Consider the following 26,308-nt stretch of genomic DNA (forward strand, 5'->3'; position numbering starts at 1 on the left):
TATACCTTGCATTCTTCTTCCCCCTATTCGTTATTTCAATGGTTCATACTCTTTAACAAGAAATGTACCACCTGCTACTTCAATGATTAACACTTGTTTTCCATAGTCAACTTCTTCATTGTCATATTCTGCTGCTCGTTTAGAAAGTAGCCCGTTCACTGTTTCAATGACAATCTCTCCAAATCCATCCTTAGGAATTGGAACGATTACTTTCCCAACTGACCCTTGCAACGATTCGTCTCTATATGCGGTAGAAACCTCCGCAGACGACAGCGGTAGCAAAACAAAATAATATAATAAAAACGATAAAATGCTAGAAACAATAAATGCAGTGATAATAATAACCGTATTACTCCACTCGGTAAGTTTTAATAATATAAAGCCAGTCGCACATACGAATAAAACAAATGACAAAAACACAGTTGGGTTAAAAATACCCGCATCCATACCATCAATTGCATCCGCAAACAATACATATAAAATCGTGATTAGCCCTATAATAATTAAACCATATAAAAAGATTTGTTCGATTTTTATCACTCCTTTCTTGTTTACTTACCATCTAATTATCTATACGATTCCAAATTCAGAAAGTTTCACATTTTTACTTTTTTACAAGAAAATATTTCATTCATAAAAAATCCTACCTAATCATTCGACAATTTCCTCAAAAAATTGAATAATAAGAAAAGAAAACGCTTACAAAACCTTGTTTCTACCCTTATTTTAGGAAGTAATGTTACAGGATTGTAAATTTCGTAATATAGAAGTAAAAACTGTGTAGATTTTGCGGTTTTTTTGTTATGATATTTGAGATTAGTGACGACAAAAAATTCTTAAAGTCCAGGAGGCTTTTATGATTAGTTCAAGAAAACCAGACCCATTTTTTTCTTCCTTATTAAAAATTGCTCAAAACGTTCAAGAAGCTGCTCACTACGCAGATGATTTTAAAATTAATACTGTTTCTGACTTAAAAGAAATTAGTGTTCATCTTAAAAATTATGAGACTGCAGGAGATAAATTAATTCATGATTTGATCGTAAAGTTGAACAAATCGTTTATGACTCCGATTGAACGAGAAGACATTTTACAATTATCTATTAGAATGGACGATATTTTAGATGGTATTGATGATTTTACAGCCCATTTAGAAATGTTCTCACTTATTGAAATAGATGATTCCATGCGTACGTTTTTAGGGTATATTACGAAAAGTACAGATGAAATTGTAAAGGCTATGGAACTTCTTGCACAGAAAAAACTACTTAAGATGCATGAACACTCTGTTCTTATTAAGGACTACGAGCGTAAATGTGACGAAGTACTCCGTTCGTCTGTTAAACAATTGTTTTTAAAAGAAAAAGATCCAATCCGAATTATTCAATTTAAAGATATATATGAAAAATTAGAAGAAGTCGCGGATTATTGTCAAAACGTAGCAACTACGATTGAAGCAATTATCATGCGTAATGCGTAGGAGTACGTACATATGGAATATACTCTCATTCTTACAATTTTAGTCGTAATTTTCGCACTTGGTTTCGACTTTATTAATGGATTTCATGATACAGCTAATGCAATAGCAACATCTGTATCCACAAGGGCACTAAAGCCTAGAGTTGCTATTCTAATGGCTGCATGTATGAACTTTGTTGGAGCGCTTACTTTTACTGGAGTAGCTAAAACGATTACGAAAGATATTGTAGATCCTTTTGCTTTACAAAACGGTTCACTCGTTATTTTAGCTGCTTTATTGTCAGCTATTATATGGAATTTAGTCACTTGGTATTTTGGTATTCCATCCAGCTCATCACATGCTTTAATCGGTTCTATTGCCGGCGCAGCTATCTCTGCAGCTGGACTGACTATTTTAAACTATGCTGGGTTTATCAAGATATTAGAAGCATTATTAATATCTCCATTTTTAGCGCTTGCTGTTGGATTCTTAATGATGTCATTATTCAAAGTGCTCTTTAAAAATACAAGCTTATACGGAACAAATAAAGGTTTTCGTATATTCCAAATTGGTACTGCTGCACTTCAGTCATTTACACATGGTACGAACGATGCCCAAAAAGCGATGGGGATTATTACAATGGCCTTGATCTCTGCAGAATTACAAACATCCGATGATATTCAAATGTGGGTTCGAATTGCTGCTGCAACCGCAATGGGTATTGGAACTTCTATCGGTGGATATAAAATCATCAAAACTGTTGGCGGTAAGATTATGAAAATTCGCCCAATTAATGGAGCAGCAGCTGACTTATCATCGGCATTAATCATTTTTGGAGCTACTACTATCCACTTACCTGTTTCCACAACACATGTTATTTCTTCCGCTATTATGGGCGTTGGATCTGCACAACGTGTGAAAAGTGTACATTGGGGAGTTGCCAAAAAAATCGTCATTACATGGATTATTACACTACCAATTTCAGCATTACTGGCAGCAGTTATCTACCGAATGTTAAGCTTGTTCTTTTAAGAAAAAAACCTCGCTAGAAATGGCGAGTTTTTTTTATATTCATCAATCTTTAATTAATAAGCCCAAAGATTTCGCAAAACTTATTGCTTGTTCGGTAGATACAGTACAATCTGCAAGCTTTTCCGTGGAAACGGTAAGTTGCTCATATGTATTGGAACTTAAATCAATATTTTTTAATGATGTCTCCGTAAAATTAGCCCCATCCAGTTCACATTTTTCAAAGCTTACTTTATCAAATGACGCTTCAATAAAATCAGCGCGATTTAGCGTAGATTGTTTAAATGCTACTTTTTTGAGTTTAGAAAAACTAATACTCATATAATTTGCAACTGAATCTTCTATTTTCACCTCGGTTAATCTGCTTTGCGAAATGTTAGACCCTAATAATTTCGAGTTTCGTATTTCTACTCGATAAAAAACGGCGTCCCCAAAATCGACATTAGATAAATCACATTTTTCAAATAAACAATCGATAAATTCTACTTGTTGAAATCGGATGCCTTCCATAGAAATGTGTTGAAAGTGTATTTGATCAAAAATAATTTTATCTTCCTGTACTTCTTCCAAATGTAAAGATGTGACAATACCCCCGGAAACATAATTATCTTCTAGAAGTGCTTTACTTATATCCAGATCCGGTAGAGAACTAGGTAATTTCGGTGGAGCAATTTTCATTTTTTATTCCTCCCTTTTATGGATGCTATTATTTTAACATTATATTAGCATGTTCTCACTTCTTTCCAGTACAATAAGAAATAGATATGGTGTAAGGAGGAAATATATGAGAGTTTTGTCTAACATAGTGACACGTTACTACAAAGCAATATTGTTTGCTTGGTTAATATTATTTATTATTTTAGCCATTTTTGCTATTCGTTTGCCTGGGTTATTGCAAGGTGACGGTTTTAAAACAGACGGTGAGCATCAACAAGTGATGAACGAGCTGACTGATACGTTTGACCTCCCTGCTGAGACAATGTTTGTCGTGTTCAATCATACAACCGATGACACAATAAAAAAGACTTTAGCAAATATTGAAGGACTACATATTGCAGAATCCATTCAATCGCCCTTGGATGATACCTCCCTTTACAAGGATCATATTGCTTATGCGATGCTCCATTTTAATAGCGATACAAATGATTTACCAGGAGTAGTAGATAAGTTACGCAAAGCGATCAATGACGAAAAAGGAGTTACATTAACTGGTGGGGCTGCTATTAACAAAGATATTAACAGCGCCAGCCAACAAGATTTAGTAAACGCTGAGGCAATCGGTTTACCAATTGCGGTCATCGTTCTTTTACTTGCTTTTGGAAGTGTAGTTGCTGCGTTTATACCACTTGTCGTTGGGATTATTACAGTCGTATCCACATTTGGGATGATGACTTTGTTTAGTAGCACAATGGATTTATCGATATTCGTCATGAATATTATTCCAATGCTCGGTTTAGCACTTAGCATCGATTTTGCGTTATTACTAATCAATCGATACAAAGAAGAAAGATTAAAACAGTCCGCCCAAGAAGCTGTGCAAACGGCTATTTTGACTGCCGGTCGCTCGATTATTTTCTCTGCAATTTGTGTGTTTATCGGTTTAGGTGCGATGCTTGTAATGAAAGTGGAAATCTTCCAAAATATTGCGTTAGGTGGAATGCTTGTCGTATTGATGGCTGTTTTAGCATCCGTCACATTGCTACCAGCTATCCTGCTTTTACTTAAAGATCATATTAATAAATGGACGATTATACGGGTGAAACCAGGAGCTTCTAATAGATGGCGTAGCTTTGCCTCGTATGTAATGAAACACCCTGTGCCATTAATACTGGTAGCGCTTATTGTATTAGGGATTGGTATTATTCCTGTCAAAGATATGAAATTAGCTATTCCAAGTGCCGATTCATTGCCAATATCTTTTGATTCTCGCCAAGCCTTTGAATTAATGGATAAGGAGTTTGGTTTAGGTGAAAAGTCGACTATCTATATGATTGCAGAACGTAAAGATGGTTGGGACAATACAGAAGGTCTGAAAGAAATGAAGAAATTAGAAGATCAATTGCTAGCCGATAAAGATGTCGATTCCGTTAATTCCATCTTTACAGCAAGTAATATTTCTACTGTAGAGCAATGGGAGCAAAGCATGCAAGCTCTAGATATAAAAGGGCAGTTAACCCCTTTGCTTGAGACATTTGTTCAAAAAGATAAATTATTAATCCCTGTAACACTTAAATTGAATGGCGCTTCTACCGAGGCACAAAATTGGGCTCGCGAATGGTCGGAAAAAGATCTAGGCGTAGATACGATGATCGGTGGTCGCCCAAAATTCAACCAAGAGATTTTCGATGAAATATTTAATAAAGTCGGGCTACTGCTAGCGATTATTTTAGGATCCACTTTTGTCATTTTAATGATTGCATTCCGTTCTATATTAATCCCTTTAAAGGCTATTATTATGAATGTGATCGGGCTCACTTCTACTTTCGGAATACTCGTCTACATTTTCCAATACGGACATCTTGGAATAGAGCCAACATCGATCGCACTAATCATACCTGTTATTGTGTTTAGTTTAGTATTTGGACTCAGTATGGACTATGAAGTGTTTTTAATTTCTCGGATTCAAGAAGAGTATTCGAAAAGTCTTGATAATACGGCCGCTACGATTGAAGGGCTCACATCCACTAGTAAAATTATTACGTCCGCAGCACTTATCATGATTGTTATCACAGGCGCCTTTGCATTTACGGATGTAATGCCAGTTAAGCAAATTGGGGTCGGCATTGCAATTGCGATCGCAATTGATGCATCCATTATTCGATTGTTGTTAGTACCAAGCTTAATGAAGCTACTTGGCAAATGGAATTGGTGGATGCCTTTCAGAAAAGGACCTTATAAAGCAAGCAAATGGCATTAAGAAAGATAATAGCCAAGCAGAAAAAATTTTCTGCTTGGCTTTTTTGTTTTTCGACCGATTATTTGGTTGATCCGACCGATTCTCCTATGTTTCCGACCGATTATTAGCTTGATTCGACCGATTCTTCTGTGTTTCCGACCGATTATTAGCTTGATTCGACCGATTCTCCTACTCTTCCGATTTAACCTTAGTTTGATACCAATCCTTCGCTGCTTGCACTTCGTCTTGCGTTAATTGGTGTCCATGGGCATGCCAAAATAACTCTACTTCTGCTCCTGCATCTTGTAACATGTCACGTAAATCCTCGGATTCCGTAGCCGGGCACATAAAATCGTTTTTCCCCGCCCCGATGAATACTGGAGTTCCTAAAAGCGAAGGTAATTCCACATCACGTCTCGGTACCATTGGATGATGCAAAATAGCCCCCTTCAAAACATTTTCATATTCAAACAATAGATTTGCCGCGATGTTTGCACCATTAGAATACCCAATAGCCACCACATTATCTCGATCAAACTCATAGTTTTCAGCTGCTTCATCCATAAAAATTTTCAATTCCTCTGTTCGGAACTTCAAATCCTCCATATCAAATACACCTTCAGCTAAGCGTTTAAAAAAACGAGGCATTCCATTTTCTAATACATTTCCACGAACACTTAAAATATTTGCCGAGCCGTCTATTTCTTTACCCAAACCTACTAAATCATGCTCATTTCCGCCTGTACCGTGCAAAAGCAATAATGTTGGTCGCCTCGAATCTGTCCCTTTATAAAAAACATGCTTCATGTTAAAACTCCTTTTATAATTATCTCGAATTTGAGATAATTATAGCGTGAATCATTTTTGTCGTCAAATAAAGAGATTTCCAGCTAAGACTCATATTTTTCCAAATAACCTGCATTTACAACAAAAAAGCCGCTCCGTCTCTCTACGGAACAGCATTTCTTATACTACTACTTTCTTCGCACCCTTCCACAAAATCGATCCGATCATTGTAATAAGTAGCACTATCAATCCTAATACAAATGGGTAAATAATATGCACATCATATAATAAGCCTGCAAGCAATGGGCCTAACACATTCCCTATACTCATATATGCATTATTCATCCCCATTGCAAAGCCTTGTTCTTGACCTGCTAACTTCGAGATTAGCGTCGTAAGTACTGGACGTAAAATAGAAGTAGAGAGGAAAATAATCATGGTAATTACAAAGAAAAATGCATAACTGGAAGCTACGATGGACAAGAGAAATCCTAAAGCGGTGATACCTAAGAAGATTTTCAATACGTTTGCCTCACCAAAACGGCGTACGATCTTATCTACAGCAAACAACTGAACTATTACGCTAACAATCCCTGTAGCAGTAACCATCCATGCAATATCATGAGGAGAAGCACCAAACTCATTGTCTACAAAAAGGCCAAGTACAGATTCATACGCCATCAAACCAAAACTCATTACAAGTGTAATGACAAGTGGAATAAAATAGGGCTTTTTAAACGATTGACCAATCTCCTTAACCATAGACTCCGATTTATTTTCAGCAACACTGTCTTCTGGTTTGCTTTCCTTCAGTACAAACATCGAAAAGATAACCGCCAGAACTCCAACAACTGCGGAAATAAGAAGTGGCATTTTCAAACCGAAATCTGCTAAAAATCCACCGATTCCAGGTCCAATCACAATACCAAGTGACATAGCCGCTGAAATGAAGCTATTCCCTTTTGCACGTTGATCCATGGTTGTGATATCCGCTACGTAAGCAAAGATTGCCGGGATTAATAAAGCAGCTCCCGCCCCACCGATTACACGGGATACATACAAAATACCAACCGAATCAGACAGATAAAAAACAAACATTGATAATGCTAAACCGCTTAAACCTGCGATTATCATTATTCTTCTTCCATATTGATCTGCCCATTTCCCTGCGATTGGAGACATAATAAGTTGCGCTCCTGCAAAAATAGCAATCATAAGTCCTGCTGCAGTTCCACCTTGTCCAATCGACTTTAAATATGCGGGTAGTATTGGAATGATAATCCCAAAGCTCGCTACTGCAATAAACATATTTATCATTAGTACAAATAATTTCTTTCGTTGATCTTTCGTCATTAAATACCTACTTTCATTCTAAAACAAACATACTCGCCACAGAGTAACATGTTTCACAGTTCTTAACAATACTTCTATAAATTAATTAATCTAAACAATTCTCTTTTATCTTAATTAATCGAAGTATTATTTCAAGCAAAAGGAGAGACACTTCTATAAATGGGGGGCTTTGACTGTTTGAAGTCGTGATAAGAACAATTTGCTCATTCATCGTATTATTACTATTCACTAGAATTCTTGGAGCGAGCCAATTAAATCCGCTAACCTATTTTAATTACGTCACAGGTAATACAATTGGTTTTATTGCCGCAAACACCGTTTTTAAACATTCTAATGCTTGAAGGCTTGATTTGGCGTCGATTAAAGAAGTATTCTACGCAGAAATTCAAATTGACGGTACTTTATATATAGATAAAAGAAACGATTATAAAGCAAAATCATAAAAAGAACCGATGTAATGAGGATGAGTTCTCCCTTAACATCGGCCCTTTTATTACTCATTTAACTTCTCAACAGTTTTTGCAGATCCTTGCGCTGGAAATGACTCATCCAGTGCTTCATAGCCTACTTTCACTTCATCATAGAGTTTCAGCTGATTTCGCTGATCCATCGTCAATGAAAACCATGTTGCATCTTTACCAGTATCCATTGCTTCATCGACAGAGAGGTTTCTTGCTTCCTCATCCGATATATCACTCACGACCAGAATACTGTTGTCCTTCATTTCCACAATAACGCCAGTTCTATATCCTATCGGTTGAGGTTGAGTTGGATTGTTTTCGAAAAATTGCATTACAAAATAAAAAGTAGCTCCAATCGCAATAAGTATAACCGCTAAGATGATGAAAACAGTATATTTTCCTTTCAAAGAAAGACCTCCCTACTTCTTCCCAGCTAGGCGGAAGCCTTCTTCTAAAAGATAAGATTTTGCTTCTTCATAAGATCCAAAGCTTTCCTCTAAGTTATAGCCATGATAAATATTCCAAAGTGTATCTTCTTGTAATAGTGTTAACTTCGAATCTTCTTTGTTTTTCCACTCTTCTTCTACTTCTTCATCTAATAACTCTTCTTCCTCGGTAGACAAATAAGCAATAGAGTCTTTAATTAGTTTTCTCAATTCGTCTGCTGAAGCATCACGAATATTCAATAGTCCTTTATCATTAGCTTCCTCATATTGTGGAAGATCTCCTACGTATACAAACCCATTTCCATTTGGATGAAGATGATAAATAACAGTTGTTTTTTCATATAAGCTAGCTTCATAATGGTAATTTACTCGTTTCATCGATACTTCTTTTCTAGTTAGCTGCGTAAATTCTTGGATAATGGCTTCTTTTTCTTCAAATGTTAGCATGTGATTCCTCTTTCTCTTCGTTTTTCATTTTTCTAGTATACCATACTCTTTACCCTCTTCGCGTCAACCATTCTGCAACGAGGACGAAACAAATGACTACTGCAATCGCAACTGCAAAAAACCAATCGGGTAAACTACTCACTATTATTCCTCCTTGCTAATCTGTTTCACAAATCTCCCAAAGTTTCGAGATGTAAATCCTTCTACTTCTCCAGTAGAATAGCTTTTTAATAGATGCTCCACGAAATTCTGTGTTTTCGAGGCATCTTCAAGTCCTAAAACAAATTCACCGATTCCATCAAAGTCTGAACCCAATCCTATCAAATCTTTCCCACCAAGAGAAGCAATATGATCCACATGCTCCACTAAGTCTTGTATCTCTACAGGCTTTTTAGAATTGTTAATAAACTGTGGATAATACACAACGTGAATGGGAGAATTTCTATTAATTAATGCTTTTATTTGACCGTCTGTTAAATTTCTAACCGAATCACAAATTGAGCGAGCGTTTGAGTGACTTGCCATGAGCCACTTTGCTTTCTCTAATACATCCCAAAATGACTTTTCACTCAAGTGGGATACGTCGATAATAATATTTTGTTCGTTTAATAGAGCTACAACCTCTTCTCCAAATGATGTTAATCCAGTTCCCGAATTTTCCAACGCACCATCCGCAACCTCATTAGCTCCGTTCCATGTTAGACCTACTAATTTAACTCCATGGGACAATAAAAACTTCAGCTTAAGCATATCACCTTCAATCATATCAAGGCCTTCTAGAGATAAAACTGCACCTATCTGTCCCTCTTGCAATGTTTGTAGCTGCTCCCACTTGTAAATTGCAACTACGTTCTCGTGCTTTCCAACAATTTCTGTGTGAAAAAATTCAATTTGGCGAATCGCTTCCATGAATTGTTTCTCTTTTGGAAACCCTTCTGATACAAACACCGCAAATACTTGAAGCGCTATTTCTCCAGCTTCTAACGCTTTTTTGTTAGCCTGTAGCAATGGGGAATCTTCAAAAGGGATTGGGTTTTCAGCCTTACCTAGCTTATTTAACACATCACAATGCAAATCGTATACTTTCACAGTCTTCTCCCCCTATAGAAAAACCGGCACTCTTGAAAGAGGCACCGGTTTTATTATTATAATAATTCTGCTCTTAGCTGTTCTGCTGATTTAGGTGATAACAAGCCTAATGGAATATCATAAACTGTTTTTGCCCCACTTTGACCAGCTTTACCTAGACCGTAGGCAGCTCTAGCATATGCAACTAATACACTTGATGTGAAGTTTGGATTACTATCTAGTTTCAATGAAAATTCCATAAGCTGCTGTTCCTTCGCTCCACTTACTCCACTTCGAATGACAAAACCTCCATGAGGCATTCCACTATGGTTACTTATAAATTCTTCTTCCGAAATAAATTGCACTGTCGTATTATAATCGGAAAAATAATTTGGCATCGTGACGATTTGTTGTTCTACTTGCTCTTGATTCGCATCTGCATGTAACACAACAAAGCATTCTCTCGTATGTTTTTCTCTTGTAGAAAGTCTAGGCTGTTCTCCTTTACGCACACGATCTACAGCTTCTTTTACAGGAAGTGTATATTGAACCGCATTTTTGACACCTTCAATTCGGCGTATTGCATCTGAATGTCCTTGGCTTAAGCCATCTCCCCAAAATGTATAGGTATTTCCTTCTGGAAGAACAACTTCCCCAAGCAATCTATTTAATGAAAATAAGCCTGGATCCCATCCGACAGAAATAATACCTACTTTGTCTGAAGCTTTCGCTGATTTGTCCACTTTTTCAAAGAACTGTGGGATTAATGCATGTGTATCAAAGCTATCTACAGTATGGAAGTCTTGTGCAAGTTGCGGTGTTTGTTCTGGCAGATCTGTTGCAGAACCACCACATAAAATCATTACATCTATTTTATCTTTGAAATCTTTTACATTATCCATTAAAAACACGCCGACCGAATCATCATTTACTTGCACAGTTGATGGATCACGTCTTGTGAATACTGCTATCAGCTCCATATCTGGGTTTTGCTTTATTGCAAATTGAACACCGCGCCCTAGATTTCCGTACCCTACAATACCAATTCGAATTTTGCTCATTCGTCTTTTCCTCCATCAAAATAACTTTATTACTAAAAATACATACATAATTCTAAATAGTCAATGGATAATTATTCAGGTGCTTCTCCTCCAAAAGCTAACCATTCTTCTTTTGATGGACCATACATACCCGGAACTTCTAGACCTGCTTGGCGCATTAGTATTGTAAGCTGCCCTCTATGATGTGTTTGATGGAATGTTAATACTTGCAGTACTAATGCAATTGGCCACATTTGACCATACATATCTTTTTCTTCAAGTAGCGTTTCATCTGTCCATTGTTCTTTTATCGCTTGAACCATTGCATCACTTGATTCTTTATATGCTTCTACCATTTCGTTTACAGTTTTAGGCTGTACTGCATCATGCGGAGTTGCTATGAATTGTAGGCCAGTTTTTCCGATCATTTCATCGATGGTGACAACAATATGCCATGCAATTTGTCCTAAGGTTCTGCCTTCTTCATATACTTTTTGATGTAAAGATTCGTCTGTTAATGTATGTAAAATTTTAAGTGTAGAATCACTTTCATGTTTCCAGTTCGTTAAAAAATCTTCTAATTTTCTGATCAAATAAATCCCTCCAATTAATTTATATGCTCTATTTCGATTCTTTAGGAGCGAAATCCTGCTTACACGGATACTTTACGAATAGATATTACTTTCCGATTATGGTAGACTAAAGGATAGACAATAAGAGGACGTGAGCGAATTGATTAAAATCGAATTACCAAAACCAAACGTAACAATTACCCAACGCGAACAAGTACTTAAAGAAGGAGAAGTTGAAATTCCATCCATTTATGGATTTATCGATTTCCATCAAATTCCTCGAGATACAGGTGGCATCTTTATGTTTTATAACAAAAATGATGAGCTACTATTCGTGGGTAAAGCACGTAAAATTAGACAACGCATTAAAAAGCACTTCGAAGACAATGTGTCTCCAATGATTAAACATCGTGACGAAGTGTACAAAATTAGCGTTTCTATCGTAGAAGAAGCAGTGGATCGTGAAATTTACGAAACTTATGCCATTAATACACTTAAATCAAAATACAATATCGACAAAGCATTTTTTAAATAAGACTAAATCCCATGTCACTTCTTTGTGACATGGGATTTTTTAGTTTCCTTATTCAAAAATACTCGTACTATGAAGTGGTTGCACCCGTGATTTTGGATCAATGAATGTCTTAATATGGCTAATAGCAATTGGTACTTCACCAAAACCAACCGCAATAAGCTTCACTTTCCCATCATGCGTGCATACATCTCCTGCAGCATAAATACCTTCTATATTTGTTTCCATTTTTTCATTAACAACGACAGAATTTTTTTGCATTTCTAGCCCCCAATCCTTTAACGGGCCAAGCGATGCAACATTTCCATAATTGACGATGACATGATCTACCGGAATTCGTTGTTCTGATTTATCTTTTCCTACGATTACTACTTCATGAACACTTTCTCCGTTTCCAACTAATTCCTTAATTCCAAAAGGAGTTTTCACTTGAACTTTCGAATTATGAAGTTGTTGGACAGTCATCTCATGTGCTGTAAACTGTTCTTTGCGGTGACAAATAGTGACGTTCTCCGCAACCTCTTCTAACATTAAGGACCAATCAAGTGCAGAGTCGCCTCCACCAAGTACCAGTACATTAGAGTCTTTGAAATGGTTAATATCCTTTACTTTGTAATGCAGGTTTTTCCCATTGTAATCTGCGGCACCCGGAACATTTAACTTACGAGGTTGGAAAGAACCAATTCCCGAAGTAAGTAAAATTGTTTTGGAATAATGCACACTTTTATCTGTTGTTAATGCAAAGTACTCGGGTAGTTTTTCGAGTGTAATTGCCGTTTCTTCTAAACAAATTGTCGGATTACTATATGCAGCTTGCTCTTCCAAATTGGCTACTAAATCTCTAGCTAAAATCTTTGGAAGTCCACCAATATCATATATATATTTATCTGGATATAGCTCCATTAACTGACCACCAAGCTGTGGTAAACTATCAATTATTTTCACTTTTAAATCGCGAAGACCTGCATAAAAAGAAGCAAATAATCCTGTTGGACCACCGCCTATTATAATTACATCGTACAATTCCTTATCCATACTACCTTTCACCTCACTGCTTTTTCGAGAATGAAAATGATTCTCATTCACATTTTACCACAGCTTGCTTCGATCTCACAGAAATCGGTTTCGGATTTCTGGAGAAGGAATCATACAATTATCTTTTTTCCCGAACATTTTATAACGATTTTTAGCGAAGGTTTTATATAGAGCTTCTCGTATTCTCTTGGGGATAACTTTAAAAATGTAAAAGACCTTCCACAATCCTTTTAAATGCTTACAAATAAAAAGAGCGGCATCGGAGGAATCATATACTGCATCATTTTCAATTACTATAACACCATCAAGTTTCTCACTTATACGGTGTTTCTTTTTGAGTTCATCTCCAATGTCACTTTGCAACGCAGCAAATTGAAAATATCCTTTTGGATCTCTTGCAATGATAAATTGGACACTTGCATCGCAAAAGTTGCATTCCCCGTCAAACAAAATAATAGCAGTCATATAAACTCCCCCTTTTCCACAGTTTAACAGTTGCCGCTGAAAAAGAATATGCCCCAATGCAAACTTGTAATGGGGCATTCTAGTTATTGCTTATCGGAAGGTGTATCGGAAGAACCGACTTCTTCTAAAATTTCAAAACTGTTTTCATAATCTCGAATTCTTGGGTCTTCATTTTCCACTGGTTGATCAGTCGCGGAATTTAGAAGAGATTCTTCAACCGGTCGAATCTCCTCATTGATCTCTTGTTGTGCATGCTCTACACAAGTAGTTGTTGATGGAATAGCTTCTAGTCTTTCCAGTGGGATTTCCTTAGAACATTCGGTACATATACCGTATGTTCCCTTCTCCATTGCTGATAGTGCTTCCTTTATATCTTGTATTTCATCTTCGTAGTGTTTTCGTAACGCTAGTCGTGTATGTTTATCGGTTAGGTCCGTTGCATTATCTCCCGGATGATTATCGTAATTGGATAACTCTGTTGTTTCAAACTCCTCATCATTATCTATACTATGCTCCAATTCATCTAAGCGTTTTAATAAGGTATTTCTTAATTTATCGTATTTCGCCATTTGAACTCCTCCTCGTTATTTAAAGGATTCCCATATATCACCGAAATAAAACTATTTGTACATCTCGATTTAGTAATAACAAATATTGGTATAGCTGTGAACGGTGATGTACTAAGTGATTTATGATTTGAATAAACCATTCTGCCATACTGTATTCACTTCCCCAATACGTCTTGAATTGTCTTTCTAATTCTTCTTTAGAAAGTTCTTTATAGTAAAAAATAAGTTCCTGTATCCCTTCTAAAAAGTGTGCGATGACATTCTCAATAGTATCCGGTCTATGCGTTTGATAATATTCCGCCATTTGCTGTTTCGAATATTTTTTTTGAATATGCAAATCTGCTCCTGGTATTTGGGAGAGATGCACACAAGCCTCCCATATACTCATCTTGTCCGCAATTGGACGTTTATGTAAAAGTTCATGATCTACTTGTTGAAGTAATTCTATAATTGTATTTGAAACAAATTGTAATTGTTTTATTGTATCATTGATCATTTGTGCACTCTTTTCCTACTTTCGAATGCGTAAATTTTCTTACCTTCTTTTTTATATTCTCTACTCTAAGAAATCGAAGTGCTAACCAGTCTTCATTAATTGCAATGTTTCGTACAGGTTCGAATCCTTCATTTGCAATTATATCAGTCAAATTTATTCCTCTTTTCATTTTTCCATTCATATTACCTTATTTTTTTGCCAACATACAATAATACTTTCATTACATTATTTCCACCAATTAAAGTATTATAAATAGAAAGGAGTGTTTGTTAATGGGTATTCATAAGTTTTTTATGAGCATGAACGATTTAGAAAGAATTATACGATGTCCCGGACGCTTTAAATTTGAAGAGCATAATGTAGCTGCTCATTCTTGGAAGGTTTCGCAATATGCGATGTTTTTTGCTACAATCGAAGAGAACAATGGTGCAACTATTAACTGGAAGTCGCTTTACGAAAAAACCATTAACCATGACTTTGCAGAAATATTCATCGGCGACATTAAAACACCGGTGAAACATGCTTCTCCTGAACTGAAACAAATGCTTTCTCATGTGGAAGAAAAGATGATGGAAAAATTTATCTTAGACGAAATTCCAACAGAATTTCAACCAATCTTTTTCGACCGAATGAAAGAAGGAAAAGACGAAACGATTGAAGGTAGATTACTAGAACTTGCTGATAAGTTAGATCAAGTATACGAAGCTTTTGCAGAGCTACAACGAGGCAACACGGATGTAGAATTTTTGAAAATGTACGAAAATGCACTAAAGAAAATTCTTCATATTCCACTAAAAAAAAGCATTTCTTATTTTAAAGAGGTCATGCTTCAAGATATAATAGCAGAAGAATCTGTAATAGATGTAAAGTCAATTACGCTAAAAATTCTTGAAAATTAAAAAAACTGTACATTAAGAATACAATATATTGTATAATACTATTAAGATAATTGAGGGAGGGTTTTCCTATGCCTATACCAGTGAATCATACAAAACCTGTTCGAACTACCGCAAAACGCCATGCTTTTAATCAGTTACAACAGTGGATAATCGACGGGACGCTTCAACCTGATGAAAAACTAAATGATATAGAGCTTGCACAGGCTTTAGGTGTAAGTAGAACACCAATACGTGAGTCTTTGCAACTTCTAGAATCGCAAGGGTTTGTAACCATGCAACCTGGCAGAGCTACCCAAGTAACAGCTGTAGAAACGCATGATATTAATAATTTACTACCACCATTAGCAGTATTGCAAGCGCTTGCAGTAGAGCTCTCTATTCAAAATATGGACGATGCTACGCTTGAATTGTTGGAAGAAAAGAACACGGAATTTGCCGATGCATTATATGCAAAGGAATTTACTACTGCATTAAAGGTGGATGAAGAATTCCATCAAATTATTGTAGACAGTGCCAATAATCCTTACATACTTTCTATGATAGAGATGCTTCAAGCACATGTTCGAAGATTATTCTATTATGAAAAGATTGTTTTAAGAGAACACTCCATCAAGCAACATGCAGAAATTATTCGTCTATTAAGAGAAAAAGATTCTCAAAAAGTAGCGGAAACAATGCGAGCAAATTGGATCTATACAATTGAAGAATTTTAATAGAAACAAGCCCTTGATGATTAATCAAGGGCTTTAAAACTCTACATTTGTATCTGTACGTTTTCAGTTCGCTCTGGACGAAATTATCACCACATCATAACCGTTGAATAAGGATGGGAGATCGCAATATAAAAAGGTACATTTTCGAGAACTTCGCTGTTATATATATGCGCAATTTTATATAGTGCGCAACATGGAATCTAAATAGTAACCACCGGGATTTAGCGCTCTGGTATTCGCTTTCCGCGGGCGTTGCCTTAGCCTCCTCGCTTCGCTGTGGGGTCTTCGGCTAACGCTATTCCCGCAGGAGTCTCATACCGCCGCGCTAAATCCACATTATGTAGTATTCTATAAAATAAAAACCGATAAGTGAATAAGCTAAAAAATACGCTTTGAATGTGACCACTGTCTCTTAATATAGCTTTTACTTGGCATGGGATAACACTTATAAAATGTCCACTACATAAATTGCACATAACGGTAGTTATCTTGCAATTAGCAAAAAGTGGCATCGTCTTATGATAGAAAGCACCTATCCTATGGTAACGAGTCCCTTTTTGAGCTTTTCGCGACGGCACACACAGAATAGCCAACAAGCTACGTTGATTGTAGCGGAAGGGCGGCGACTCCTGCCGGATGAGTGAGGCAGATGAGCCATCTCAAACGACGCGAATGCGGCGGAGATGGCTCATCGCTCACCCGGCGGAAATCCTATCGGAAACTAACTAATGCGCACTATATAAACAATGTGAAGTTACGATGCTAAAAAAATATAGAGGGATGCAACAATGTCGCATTCCTCCACATTATGGAATCCTTGAAATGATGTATAACTAGTTCAGTATAAAGTACTCTATTACAAGATTAAGTAATAATTTACTGTTCTTTATTGACTGATCAACAGACCTGTAATTATCTAGTAATTCACTGGATATTTTTACTTAATCAACAAGTGTGAAGACTTTTATCTCTTTTGCATTCTTCCGATAACACCTGTAACTAGGGTTACAACTAAGAAAGGGATTAACCATCCAAGACCAACACCGTAAAACGGCAAATAGTTTTCATAAAAGAACACTATTGGATTCATCCATCCGAAATAGTCAATTTCTAGAGAACCACATAAAGCCTTCAAACCATCAATCACACTGATTAAAAATGTGACAAACATAACACTTACATAAACAAGCCGCGCATGTATAAATAGCGGTGAAAGAAACGTTAACAAGATTAATACAATCGCTAATGGATAAAGTAGCATTAATACTGGGATTGAGTATATGATGATATTTGATAGTCCAAAGTTAGCAATAATACAAGTAAAGACGCTGATGAAAACTACAAATGATTTATAGCTTATTTTAGGCATTAACGTATGAAAATACTCTCCACAAGCTGTTGTTAGACCAATACTAGTAGTCAAACAAGCTAATAAGATAATGATCGATAAGAGAATGGCTCCAAATGATCCAAAATAATGCTCGGACGCATTACTCAAAACTGGACCTCCGTTTGCAAAAATGCCAAAAAGCTCTGTACTTGTTGCTCCTAAATAGGCAATACCTGCATAAATAACACCTAAAAAAAAGATGGCAATCCCGCTAGACTTAGCTGTAGCAGCAATTATTTCTTTTGTCGAAGTTATCCCCATTGAACGAACAGCATTGATTACGATAATTCCGAATACTAAAGAACCTATAGCATCCATTGTATTGTAGCCTTCTGTAAAACCAGTCATAAATGCATTATCTACATAACTTCCATGAGGTGATTCAAATCCCCCCATCGGTTTAATGAAAACAAATAATAGTAAAATGAATAATCCAATAATAATCCCAGGGGATAAATACTTCCCTACATTGTCCACAATTTTAGATGGATTAAGTGAAAACAAAAGCGTAACCCCAAAGAATATAATTGTAAATATTAATAATCCTATCTTCGCATGATCAGCACTCATAAACGGCAAGATTCCAACTTCAAAAGAAACCGCACCTGTTCGTGGTAATGCAAAAAACGGTCCGATCGTTAAGTATAATATAGTTGTAAAAAATACACCGAATATTGGATGTACTCTACTAGATAAGTCTTGCAAATTTTCACTTCCTGAAAAGCCCATTGCGAGTGTACCTAAGAAAGGTAGTCCAATTCCAGTTATCAAAAATCCAATCACCGCTGGCCATACATTTGTACCAGCATTCTGCCCTAAACTTGCAGGAAAAATGAGGTTCCCTGCTCCGAAAAATAATGCAAATAACATCACTCCAATTACAAGATAATTGGTAAATGATAATTTTTTGTTCATTTAATTTGCCTCCTAATGATAAACAATCATTTTTGTTTCTGCTATATTTCCTCTTTGATGAATGCAATTCAAATGATTTCTGTCATTTCTCCAGCATGCAATATATCAGAACTGATGATACTATGTATAAACACAGAATGCAATATATCATATTAAGTTTATAGGATATTGATGTTATTATAATAGTATATTTCACTTTTAACATTTACATAATTACCTTAATTATGCTACTATTAGTGAAATTTAAATGCGATGAAGAGAAGAGTAAATACACAAATTCTTTTGCAGAGAGCTCCAGTTGCTGAAAAGGAGCATGAATTGTTTATTGAACCAAACCTCTGAGCATTACATCGGAACCTTGCATTTGGGGATGGTGTAACGGGAGCTCCCGTTATAGGGCTTAGGTAATCGCATATCTTTTAACATGAGCTTAATTGATTTGCTGTACCGAATGAGATTAATATGGAGACATATTAATAAACTGGGGTGGTACCACGACGACTTTTAAAATCTCGTCCCCAAGACATTAGTCTTGGGGGTGAGATTTTTTTATTTGCACTTTTTTCTATGAAGGGAGAACATAATGGAATTCAAAAAATTATTATTAGCTTGGAAGTATCCATCCATCTTATTATTTGGCATTGGAATTTCAAATTTTGGCGCATGGGTTTATTTAATTGCTCTAAATCTAATTGTATTAGATATGACCAACTCTCCACTTGCAGTATCAGGGCTTTATATAGTTAAACCTTTAGCTACATTGTTTACGAATACGTGGACTGGTAGCGTAATTGACCGTATTAATAAACGTAACCTTATGGTTGTCCTTGATTTGTTTCGTGCAATATTTATAGCAGTACTACCTTTTGTTTCTTCTATTTGGATTATATATGCACTCGTTTTTGTAATAAATATGGCAAGATCAATTTTTGAACCAACTTCCATGATCTATATAACAAAGTTAATACCACTTCAACAAAGAAAACGTTTTAATTCCTTAAGGAGCTTAATAGACTCTGGAGCATTTCTAATTGGTCCAGCTATAGCAGGTGTTTTATTTTTAATAGGCACACCAATTTTAGCAATTTACATTAATGCTATAGCTCTACTATTATCAGGAATAATCACTTTGTTTATGCCTAATCTTGAAAAGGGGAATATCCTCGAATCATCTGATAACTATTTATCATGGAGTGTAATCAAAAAAGATTGGGGTGTTGTTTTAAACTTTAGTCGTAAACACGTTTATATTATGCTTATTTACGTTTTATTTAGTTGCACAATGGTAATGGCAACAGCTATCGATTCTCAAGAAGCTGCATTTGCTAAAGCAGTGCTTTTTTTATCTGATGGAGAGTACGGCTTCCTTGTAAGTATTGCGGGGGCAGGCATTATTGTAGGGGCTCTTGTAAATGCAATGTTTATAACTAAAATAGGAATATCTTTGCTAATTGGAGCTGGCTCCGTATTTGTTTCTATTGGTTATATTGTTTACGCCTATTCCAGTTCATTTTCTATAGCAGCAGTAGGATTTTTTATCCTTGCCTTTTCTCTAGCTTTCGCAAATACAGGATTTCATACATTTTATCAAAACAATTTTCCAATTGATATGATGGGGAGAATAGGAAGTATATATGGGTTATTTGAAGCGTTATTAATCATTATTGTTACTATAATATTTGGCATATCCGCTCAACTTAGTTCCATTCAATTTGTTGTCATCATTGGCTCTATACTCATGTTACTTATCACAATTTTATTGTTATTTTTTAGCTTGTTACCTTCGAAAAGCGGGCATTATGAAGATATATGTATAAAATGAAGATTGCAATTTACTTAGTTTCAAATTGAATAAAAAGTTTATCAGAATGACGAAAGTTGCTCTTCACATATAATGTGGGAGCAACTTCAAAAAAATAAAAAGGTACTCTTTTCTATTATTGATTTGTCGTAACTTTCCGATCTTTAGGCAATGCGATTGCTACAAGTCCAATAAGTGGAAGTGTGGAAACAACAATCATTGTCGTATAAACCCCTACATGATCCATCAAAATACCAATAACAACTGCTCCTATCGCTCCCATTCCAAATGCAAGCCCAACAGTTAAACCTGCCATTGTGCCAATTTTACTTGGTACAAGCTCTTGTGCGTAAACGACGGTCACTGAAAAACTGAGCATGAGGAAGAATCCAATAACTATTAGTAATAACACCACTGCCCAAATTGGAACATACGGCAATATTAAACACAAAGGAATCGGCACTGCCATAGATAGTAAAATAACATTTCTTCTACCTAGACGATCCGCCATTGGCCCACCAAAGAAAGTGCCAACTGCTCCCAAAGCTAGAAAGATGAATATTAATAATTGCCCTTCTTTGATTGTTAAACTGTAGTTTTTCATCAAGTGAAAAATATAAAAGTTAGTCATATTCGTTACGTAGAATGATCTTGCGAAAATAATAATCATCAGAAGTGATAAAGCAATTCCTATCTGTTTTTTAGACAGTACTGGCAATGAGGAAAGAATCGCTTTTTTCCTTTTTGAAAACTTTTCTTCCTCCAATTGCTTCTTATACCATTTTGAGATTTTAGATAATAAAAATATTCCAGCAGCCGCTACAATTAAAAAAAGTGCTGCACCTTTTTGACCTAATGGCACTAAAATAAAGGCACTGATAAGAGGTGCTAATGCTTGTCCAGAATTTCCACCTACTTGGTAAATAGACTGTGAAAGTCCTCTTTTAGAACCTGCCGCCATATAGGAAACTCGAGAACCTTCGGGATGAAATACCGCAGAGCCAAGTCCAAGGAATATTACGGATACTAGAATCACCCAGTACTGAGGTGCAAAAGCGAGTCCAGCCATACCGAAAAAAGAACTAATCATTCCAAGTGGGAGTGCGTATGGCATCGGTTTTTTATCACTAATAAATCCAACAACTGGTTGTAAAACAGATGCAACAATATTTAACATAAAAGATATTAATCCTAATTGGGTGAATGTTAAACCTATCTCTTTTTCCAAAACAGGAAACATTGCAGGAATCACAGATTGCAATGAGTCATTAAATAAATGGCAGACACTAATAGCAAACATGATTGGATAAACAGGATTACTAATTTTATGCGAAGCATTTGATGTAGACATATTTTTTCTTCACGCTCTTTCACTTGTTGAATTTTGTTAATGGATTCATTATAACGCAAAAGTCAATTCTAACCCGGAAGAAAAAAGGATAGTTCGAACTCTTTTGGAAATACTATATTGGAGAACTTTAATTTACAAAGGAGTTTAGATAAATGAAAAATTTATTTGATATTCACTTTTGGGAAATGATTATACGTACGACAGTTTCTTTTGCAACCCTCCTTTTACTTGCTAGGATATTAGGGAAAAAACAACTTAGTCAACTAACGTTTTTCCATTATATTACTGGTATTACGATTGGTTCCATTGCTTCCGAAATTGCAGCCCAAAAGGAAACTCCATTTATCGATGGTTATATCGCTCTTATCTGGTGGGCAATACTTACATTAGTCATGAGTTACATTACGTTAAAATCGACAAAAGCACGTACGCTAGTCGACGATAATCCTACGATTGTTATTAAAGATGGAGAAATTTCCGTTAAGTCCATAAAGAAAGCGCGATTACATATGGATGATGTATTAATGATGCTTCGTGAACAATCTATATTCTCCATTCAAGACGTTCATTATGCAGTGCTCGAAACGAACGGAAAATTAAGTGTCTTTAAAAAAGTAGCGCAACAAGAAGCAACCAAACTCGATGTAAAAGCGGATGTATCACTGCCAACCTATATGCCTTCTGAAATCATCTCAGATGGGGTAATTGTTTACAAAAACCTGGAGGAATTAGACTTAACGGAGGAGTGGGTGATGAAAAAACTTCGGAAGCAAGGCATTGATTCGGTAGAAGAAGTTTATTACGCTCAGCTCCAAACAAATGGATCTCTATATGTGAGCTTGCGAAAAAATGGGATATAAGAAAAGTGCAAGCGTTCTTAAGTGCATTATGTCTTCTCTATTTCCCGAGTACTATTTATTCGAAAGCGAGACCAATTTTAATTTACCCGCGACTAATTGGAAGGCATTGAAAAATAGCGAGTGGAATGACGCTATAAATTTAGCTACCTCTTCCGGATTTCTAGCAACCCAATTCATATACTTTCTCTTAAGGAAAACCGGGCAAAAAACGCCCGGTCCTTTTAAGAAGAGTAACTTAGAAATACCACCTGATTTCCGCTATGGCGGACGCTTTTCGCGGGCATGGCTTCAGTCTCCTAGGCCAACAGGATGTTGGTCATGTAGGCGTTGCCTCAGGGAAGAGGCGTCTTTAGCCTTCCTTCCCTCTCCTGCGTTTCTGCGGGGCCTTCCGCTCACGCTATTCCCGCAGAAGTCGCCGCCGCCGCCTCCGCTCCAATCAACTAGTATGTATGGGGCGAATTATAATTGCTTAGTAAGATTGATGACATTTAAATCCTATGAACACTGGTTTCGCAGGTCGATAATCCATATACTTTCTTATCTTTTAAAAAAGGACTTCCATTAACGCAGGAAGTCCTTTTCTTATTGTTATTTCCCTATCGTTTGTTCTATCGTCTGGTTTAAGTCTTTTAAATCTAACTCTTTTACTAATTCGTTGCTCAGTTTATACTTTTCTTTCAACAAAAGAATGCGACTGACGCTTGTATTTATTCGTTCCTCTGAAATCTCTCCATTATGAACTGCTTGTTTTATCGCATCAAAGGCGCTTTTCACCTTTTGGTAATCATGCGCTATTAACACGATATCGTTCCCAGCTTTCACAGCGTCCACTGCAGCTTGTCCAATTTCATAATGTCCTAGTATTGCATTCATTGTCATATCGTCGGTCATTACCACTCCAGCAAATTGAAGTTGTTCCCTTAATATACCGGTAATAATGGTATGGGACATAGAAGAAGGAAACTTTGCATCAATCTTTGGCAATAAAATATGGGCAACCATGACTACATCCGCTCCAAGCTCGATGGCATCTTTAAATGGAATTAACTCAAGCGCATATAATTCTTTTATATTTTTCTGAATGATTGGAAGTTCTAAATGAGAATCCACAGCGGTATCACCGTGTCCTGGGAAATGCTTCACCACAGAAATAACATTTCCACTCTGAATGCCTTTCATCGTCTGTATGCCAAGTTTACTCACAATCTCTGCGTTTTCACCAAAAGAACGATCTCCAATAATAGGATTCTTAGGGTTGCTATTCACATCCAGCACAGGTGCAAAATCGAGATTAAAACCGAATGCATTCATCTCTTTTCCTAGAAGAGCACCTATATTATAAGAAAGAACCGGATCATCTTGTTTCCCAATTTCTTGATTTGTAGGCGTCTTATCCAGTCCAGGTAGCCTTGATATTCTACCTCCCTCTTGATCAACACCTAAAAATAGTGGAAGCTTTTCCTTTTCATTTTCGGCTTTTATTGCATTTAATAAAGAGATAGTTTGATTAGCATTTTTTAGATTTTCTTTATAAAAGATAATTCCCCCGATTTTATCCGTTGAAATTAATTCCTTAGATTCATTAGTTAAACTTGTACCATCTATCCCTGCAAAAATCATTTGTCCTATTTTTTCGTCCAAACTCATGTCAGAAATAGATGGGGTTTCTTCTTCCACTTCCATATAAACGGATACATGATCAACTGCTGGATTAGGTTCACTTTCTGTCACTTTCGGTAAAATCCATTTCAGTTGGTATTTGGAGGAAACTTCATAAATGAGAATCGTTTGGTTTACTTTATCGTCTTGGTAACTTCGAATTTCATCTGCTTCCCCCTTTATCCTTTCAATATCCTCTAAATGGATTTGTTGAATAGCTAGAGAAGAGGATCGAATATCGAAAACAATATTGGAACGATGACCTATTGTCACATTTTCGGATAAATAGTCTTCGTAAATGGCTGTTGAAACTTCGCTTTTGTCCTCCGGCATTCCCCATAATTTATGTACATTTTGAACATCCGTCTGACCTACAATAAACGGAACATCCATTGATTTCCCTTTTTCTGCAAGTTCAAAAACTAGCTGTACTAGAGATTCCACTTCGGATGGCTCTTTTACTATAGGTGTTCTCCCTTTATCAATCATCTCTTTTTGTTCTTTATTGCTTTCTATAATTAACGAAACAAATATGATTACTAAAAACAAAAAAAGGAATAATATCACTTTTTTGATCATAAAAGAACCCCCAAATGAATGATGTTGCTCATTTTCTATTTCTTTAAGTGTAACCATTATACCCTTAATTTAACTTCATACAATGTATGGACCTATCTTAATTTCAATTCAATTAAACTAACAAAAGCGACCTCAAGAATGATCTCAAGGTCGCGAATTTTATTCTGGCAATTTTTCATAAGCCATTTTACGAATAATTTGTTCATGTTGCGGATGCTTTTCTAATAATTCACTTTGCGTGAAAAGTTCGAAGTCTTCAAAATCAAAACCAGGAGCAACCATACAGCCAACGAGCGAAAATATCCCATTCTCGCTAACAGATGAACCAAAAATAGCGTTTTTAGGGACCAATACTTGAGGCGTTTCTCCGTTTTCTATATCAAGCCCTAGCTTATGCTCAAAATAATTTCCCTCTTCATCAATTACATGTACTAGCAAAGAACTTCCACCGTGAAAATACCATATTTCATCCGACTTAAGTCGGTGGAAATGCGATACATCTCCTGCTCCTATTAGAAAATAAATACTCGTATATAGCTTTCGAGTTGTTCCAAATGCATCTATTGATTGATCGGAATTATATGTACTTTTATAATACCCGCCTTCTGGGTGAGGCTCCAAACCTAAATGGTGTATGTAATAGTTGGCATCCTTCTGCATTATACTTCCCTCGTTTCTAAATGTTTCATACAATTGAATAGGTGACATAAATTTTTAGAGTCTTGTAATTCTATCACTGTTAAAGAAGTATTTCCTATATCTCGAACGAATTCACCATTTGGTACAAGCACATTAATTAATCGTCCAATAAAGCCTCCGTGACTAACAACTAATACTCGTTTTCCAGGGTGCGCTTGCTTAACATCTTCTATAAAAGACATACCACGAGCAATAATAACCTCTTCTGGTTCAAATCCCAATTCTAACTTCCTCCAGCCAAAGCCCCATTTTGCAACTCGCTCTCCCTCTGTTGTACCTTCAATAATACCTCCACCAACTTCCCCCAATCGCTTGTCAACAACAAAATCAATCTCCAGTTGTTTTTCAGCAATGATCTCAGCAGTTCTTTTCGCACGAATTAAAGGACTTGTATAAATGATGTCCCATTCTTCCTGTTCGATTCTATCGGCAACCCTCTCCGCCATTTCAATTCCTTCCTCATCCAGTGGTACATCTGTTGTTCCTTGTGCTCTTCCCTCTTTATTCCAAGCTGTTACACCATGTCTAACAAATCCTATTGTTGTCATTTTATTTCCCCCTTGTTATGTTCATATTTATTTCACCCATGAATCATTGTAGAGCAAAAGAAGAAGTACAACACTTTGTTACTGGCTTATCATCCAGTTTCGCAATTGGTTCACCTAAAATCTATCTTCCACTACTCCAAGCCTAGCATAATTTGCTTTTCATTTTTCATTCCCTAATTATTCTACTTGTTGCATGATTTCTTCTACTCGAATGAATAAAACCTACTTCTTATTCTTTCATTA

The 26,308-nt window shown here is 36.2% G+C and carries 27 protein-coding genes and 1 other annotated feature; of the genes, 8 read left to right on the forward strand and 19 right to left on the reverse strand.

The genetic code is table 11. The features are described from left to right. Positions 1–30: 30 nt before the first annotated feature. Positions 31–540, reverse strand: coding sequence for an NfeD family membrane protein (locus PB01_RS18105; RefSeq protein WP_318837483.1), 510 nt, complete (start codon positions 538–540; stop codon positions 31–33). 316 nt (positions 541–856) lie between these two features. On the opposite strand from PB01_RS18105, the gene PB01_RS18110 reads away from it, so the two are divergent. Together PB01_RS18110 and PB01_RS18115 are read left to right on the forward strand one after the other, a co-directional pair. Continuing rightward, positions 857–1,477, forward strand: a complete 621-nt coding sequence (locus PB01_RS18110) for a DUF47 domain-containing protein (RefSeq protein WP_151701466.1) — start codon at positions 857–859, stop codon at positions 1,475–1,477. Between the two features lie 12 nt (positions 1,478–1,489). After that, a complete protein-coding gene (locus PB01_RS18115; protein ID WP_151701467.1) occupies positions 1,490–2,488 on the forward strand; it encodes an inorganic phosphate transporter in 999 nt (332 codons plus the stop codon). A gap of 42 nt (positions 2,489–2,530) precedes the next feature. Here the strand turns inward: PB01_RS18115 and PB01_RS18120 are convergent, their stop codons facing one another. Further along, positions 2,531–3,163 (reverse strand): pentapeptide repeat-containing protein, encoded by a 633-nt coding sequence (locus PB01_RS18120; protein ID WP_151701468.1) that lies wholly within the window; start codon positions 3,161–3,163, stop codon positions 2,531–2,533. A 106-nt stretch (positions 3,164–3,269) separates the two neighbouring features. On the opposite strand from PB01_RS18120, the gene PB01_RS18125 reads away from it, so the two are divergent. Further along, positions 3,270–5,402, forward strand: a complete 2,133-nt coding sequence (locus PB01_RS18125; protein WP_151701469.1) for an MMPL family transporter — start codon at positions 3,270–3,272, stop codon at positions 5,400–5,402. A 168-nt stretch (positions 5,403–5,570) separates the two neighbouring features. On the opposite strand, the gene PB01_RS18130 is transcribed toward PB01_RS18125, so the two are convergent. The 7 genes from PB01_RS18130 to PB01_RS18160 form a co-directional block, all read right to left on the reverse strand. Then, positions 5,571–6,188, reverse strand: coding sequence for an alpha/beta hydrolase (locus PB01_RS18130; protein WP_151701470.1), 618 nt, complete (start codon positions 6,186–6,188; stop codon positions 5,571–5,573). Positions 6,189–6,347: 159 nt separating this feature from the next. Further along, the gene (locus PB01_RS18135; protein WP_151701471.1) at positions 6,348–7,520 is read right to left on the reverse strand and encodes an MFS transporter; all 1,173 of its coding nucleotides are present in this window, start codon (positions 7,518–7,520) and stop codon (positions 6,348–6,350) included. A 493-nt stretch (positions 7,521–8,013) separates the two neighbouring features. After that, a complete protein-coding gene (locus tag PB01_RS18140; RefSeq protein ID WP_151701472.1) occupies positions 8,014–8,388 on the reverse strand; it encodes a YobA family protein in 375 nt (124 codons plus the stop codon). A 12-nt stretch (positions 8,389–8,400) separates the two neighbouring features. Continuing rightward, a complete protein-coding gene (locus PB01_RS18145) occupies positions 8,401–8,874 on the reverse strand; it encodes a hypothetical protein (protein ID WP_151701473.1) in 474 nt (157 codons plus the stop codon). A gap of 144 nt (positions 8,875–9,018) precedes the next feature. Further along, positions 9,019–9,963, reverse strand: a complete 945-nt coding sequence (locus PB01_RS18150; RefSeq protein WP_151701474.1) for a dipeptidase — start codon at positions 9,961–9,963, stop codon at positions 9,019–9,021. 56 nt (positions 9,964–10,019) lie between these two features. After that, positions 10,020–11,003, reverse strand: coding sequence for a diaminopimelate dehydrogenase (locus tag PB01_RS18155; RefSeq protein ID WP_151701475.1), 984 nt, complete (start codon positions 11,001–11,003; stop codon positions 10,020–10,022). 71 nt (positions 11,004–11,074) lie between these two features. After that, positions 11,075–11,575: a DinB family protein gene (locus PB01_RS18160; RefSeq protein ID WP_151701476.1), complete on the reverse strand. Its 501-nt coding sequence runs from the start codon at positions 11,573–11,575 to the stop codon at positions 11,075–11,077. Between the two features lie 139 nt (positions 11,576–11,714). Between PB01_RS18160 and PB01_RS18165 the strand changes: the two genes are divergently transcribed. Continuing rightward, entirely contained in the window at positions 11,715–12,089 is a 375-nt protein-coding gene (locus tag PB01_RS18165) for a nucleotide excision repair endonuclease (protein ID WP_151701477.1), read from the forward strand. Positions 12,090–12,137: 48 nt separating this feature from the next. On the opposite strand, the gene PB01_RS18170 is transcribed toward PB01_RS18165, so the two are convergent. The 5 genes from PB01_RS18170 to PB01_RS21140 all read right to left on the reverse strand — a co-directional run bounded on the left by PB01_RS18170 (position 12,138) and on the right by PB01_RS21140 (position 14,802). Continuing rightward, positions 12,138–13,121, reverse strand: a complete 984-nt coding sequence (locus PB01_RS18170; protein ID WP_151701478.1) for an NAD(P)/FAD-dependent oxidoreductase — start codon at positions 13,119–13,121, stop codon at positions 12,138–12,140. A gap of 75 nt (positions 13,122–13,196) precedes the next feature. After that, a complete protein-coding gene (locus PB01_RS18175) occupies positions 13,197–13,586 on the reverse strand; it encodes a thiol-disulfide oxidoreductase DCC family protein (protein ID WP_151701479.1) in 390 nt (129 codons plus the stop codon). 83 nt (positions 13,587–13,669) lie between these two features. Beyond that, positions 13,670–14,155 (reverse strand): TraR/DksA C4-type zinc finger protein, encoded by a 486-nt coding sequence (locus PB01_RS18180; RefSeq protein WP_151701480.1) that lies wholly within the window; start codon positions 14,153–14,155, stop codon positions 13,670–13,672. Positions 14,156–14,192: 37 nt separating this feature from the next. After that, positions 14,193–14,651, reverse strand: coding sequence for a DinB family protein (locus PB01_RS18185; RefSeq protein WP_151701481.1), 459 nt, complete (start codon positions 14,649–14,651; stop codon positions 14,193–14,195). Beyond that, on the reverse strand, positions 14,641–14,802 hold the full coding sequence (locus PB01_RS21140; protein ID WP_225986098.1) for a hypothetical protein: 162 nt from the start codon (positions 14,800–14,802) through the stop codon (positions 14,641–14,643). Before PB01_RS21140 ends, PB01_RS18185 begins: the two co-directional genes overlap by 11 nt. Before the next feature lie 121 nt (positions 14,803–14,923). On the opposite strand from PB01_RS21140, the gene PB01_RS18190 reads away from it, so the two are divergent. Then, the gene (locus PB01_RS18190) at positions 14,924–15,550 is read left to right on the forward strand and encodes a YfbR-like 5'-deoxynucleotidase (protein WP_151701482.1); all 627 of its coding nucleotides are present in this window, start codon (positions 14,924–14,926) and stop codon (positions 15,548–15,550) included. A gap of 68 nt (positions 15,551–15,618) precedes the next feature. Then, the gene (locus PB01_RS18195) at positions 15,619–16,263 is read left to right on the forward strand and encodes a GntR family transcriptional regulator (RefSeq protein WP_151701483.1); all 645 of its coding nucleotides are present in this window, start codon (positions 15,619–15,621) and stop codon (positions 16,261–16,263) included. Between the two features lie 964 nt (positions 16,264–17,227). Here PB01_RS18195 and brnQ read toward each other — a convergent pair. Further along, positions 17,228–18,568, reverse strand: coding sequence for a branched-chain amino acid transport system II carrier protein (gene brnQ / locus PB01_RS18200; RefSeq protein WP_151701484.1), 1,341 nt, complete (start codon positions 18,566–18,568; stop codon positions 17,228–17,230). Positions 18,569–18,811: 243 nt separating this feature from the next. Continuing rightward, positions 18,812–19,091: a binding site (T-box leader), on the forward strand. Between the two features lie 60 nt (positions 19,092–19,151). On the opposite strand from brnQ, the gene PB01_RS18205 reads away from it, so the two are divergent. After that, a complete protein-coding gene (locus PB01_RS18205; RefSeq protein WP_151701485.1) occupies positions 19,152–20,390 on the forward strand; it encodes an MFS transporter in 1,239 nt (412 codons plus the stop codon). Positions 20,391–20,505: 115 nt separating this feature from the next. Here PB01_RS18205 and PB01_RS18210 read toward each other — a convergent pair whose 3' ends face one another. Beyond that, positions 20,506–21,720, reverse strand: coding sequence for an MFS transporter (locus PB01_RS18210; RefSeq protein ID WP_151701486.1), 1,215 nt, complete (start codon positions 21,718–21,720; stop codon positions 20,506–20,508). Between the two features lie 152 nt (positions 21,721–21,872). Here PB01_RS18210 and PB01_RS18215 point away from each other — a divergent pair, with 152 nt between their 5' ends. Next, positions 21,873–22,580 carry a YetF domain-containing protein gene (locus PB01_RS18215; RefSeq protein WP_151701487.1) on the forward strand — a complete coding sequence of 236 codons (708 nt, stop codon included), beginning with the start codon at positions 21,873–21,875 and terminating at the stop codon, positions 22,578–22,580. Between the two features lie 588 nt (positions 22,581–23,168). On the opposite strand, the gene nagZ is transcribed toward PB01_RS18215, so the two are convergent. From nagZ to PB01_RS18230, 3 genes are all read right to left on the reverse strand, one after another. Beyond that, on the reverse strand, positions 23,169–24,818 hold the full coding sequence (gene nagZ / locus PB01_RS18220) for a beta-N-acetylhexosaminidase (RefSeq protein ID WP_151701488.1): 1,650 nt from the start codon (positions 24,816–24,818) through the stop codon (positions 23,169–23,171). A 159-nt stretch (positions 24,819–24,977) separates the two neighbouring features. Next, complete coding sequence (locus PB01_RS18225; protein WP_151701489.1) at positions 24,978–25,478, reverse strand: cupin domain-containing protein; 501 nt, start codon at positions 25,476–25,478, stop codon at positions 24,978–24,980. Next, positions 25,478–26,065, reverse strand: a complete 588-nt coding sequence (locus PB01_RS18230; RefSeq protein WP_151701490.1) for a histidine phosphatase family protein — start codon at positions 26,063–26,065, stop codon at positions 25,478–25,480. Before PB01_RS18230 ends, PB01_RS18225 begins: the two co-directional genes overlap by 1 nt. Positions 26,066–26,308 lie beyond the last annotated feature (243 nt).

This window comes from Psychrobacillus glaciei, from assembly GCF_008973485.1.
Classification (GTDB): Bacteria; Bacillota; Bacilli; order Bacillales_A; family Planococcaceae; genus Psychrobacillus; species Psychrobacillus glaciei.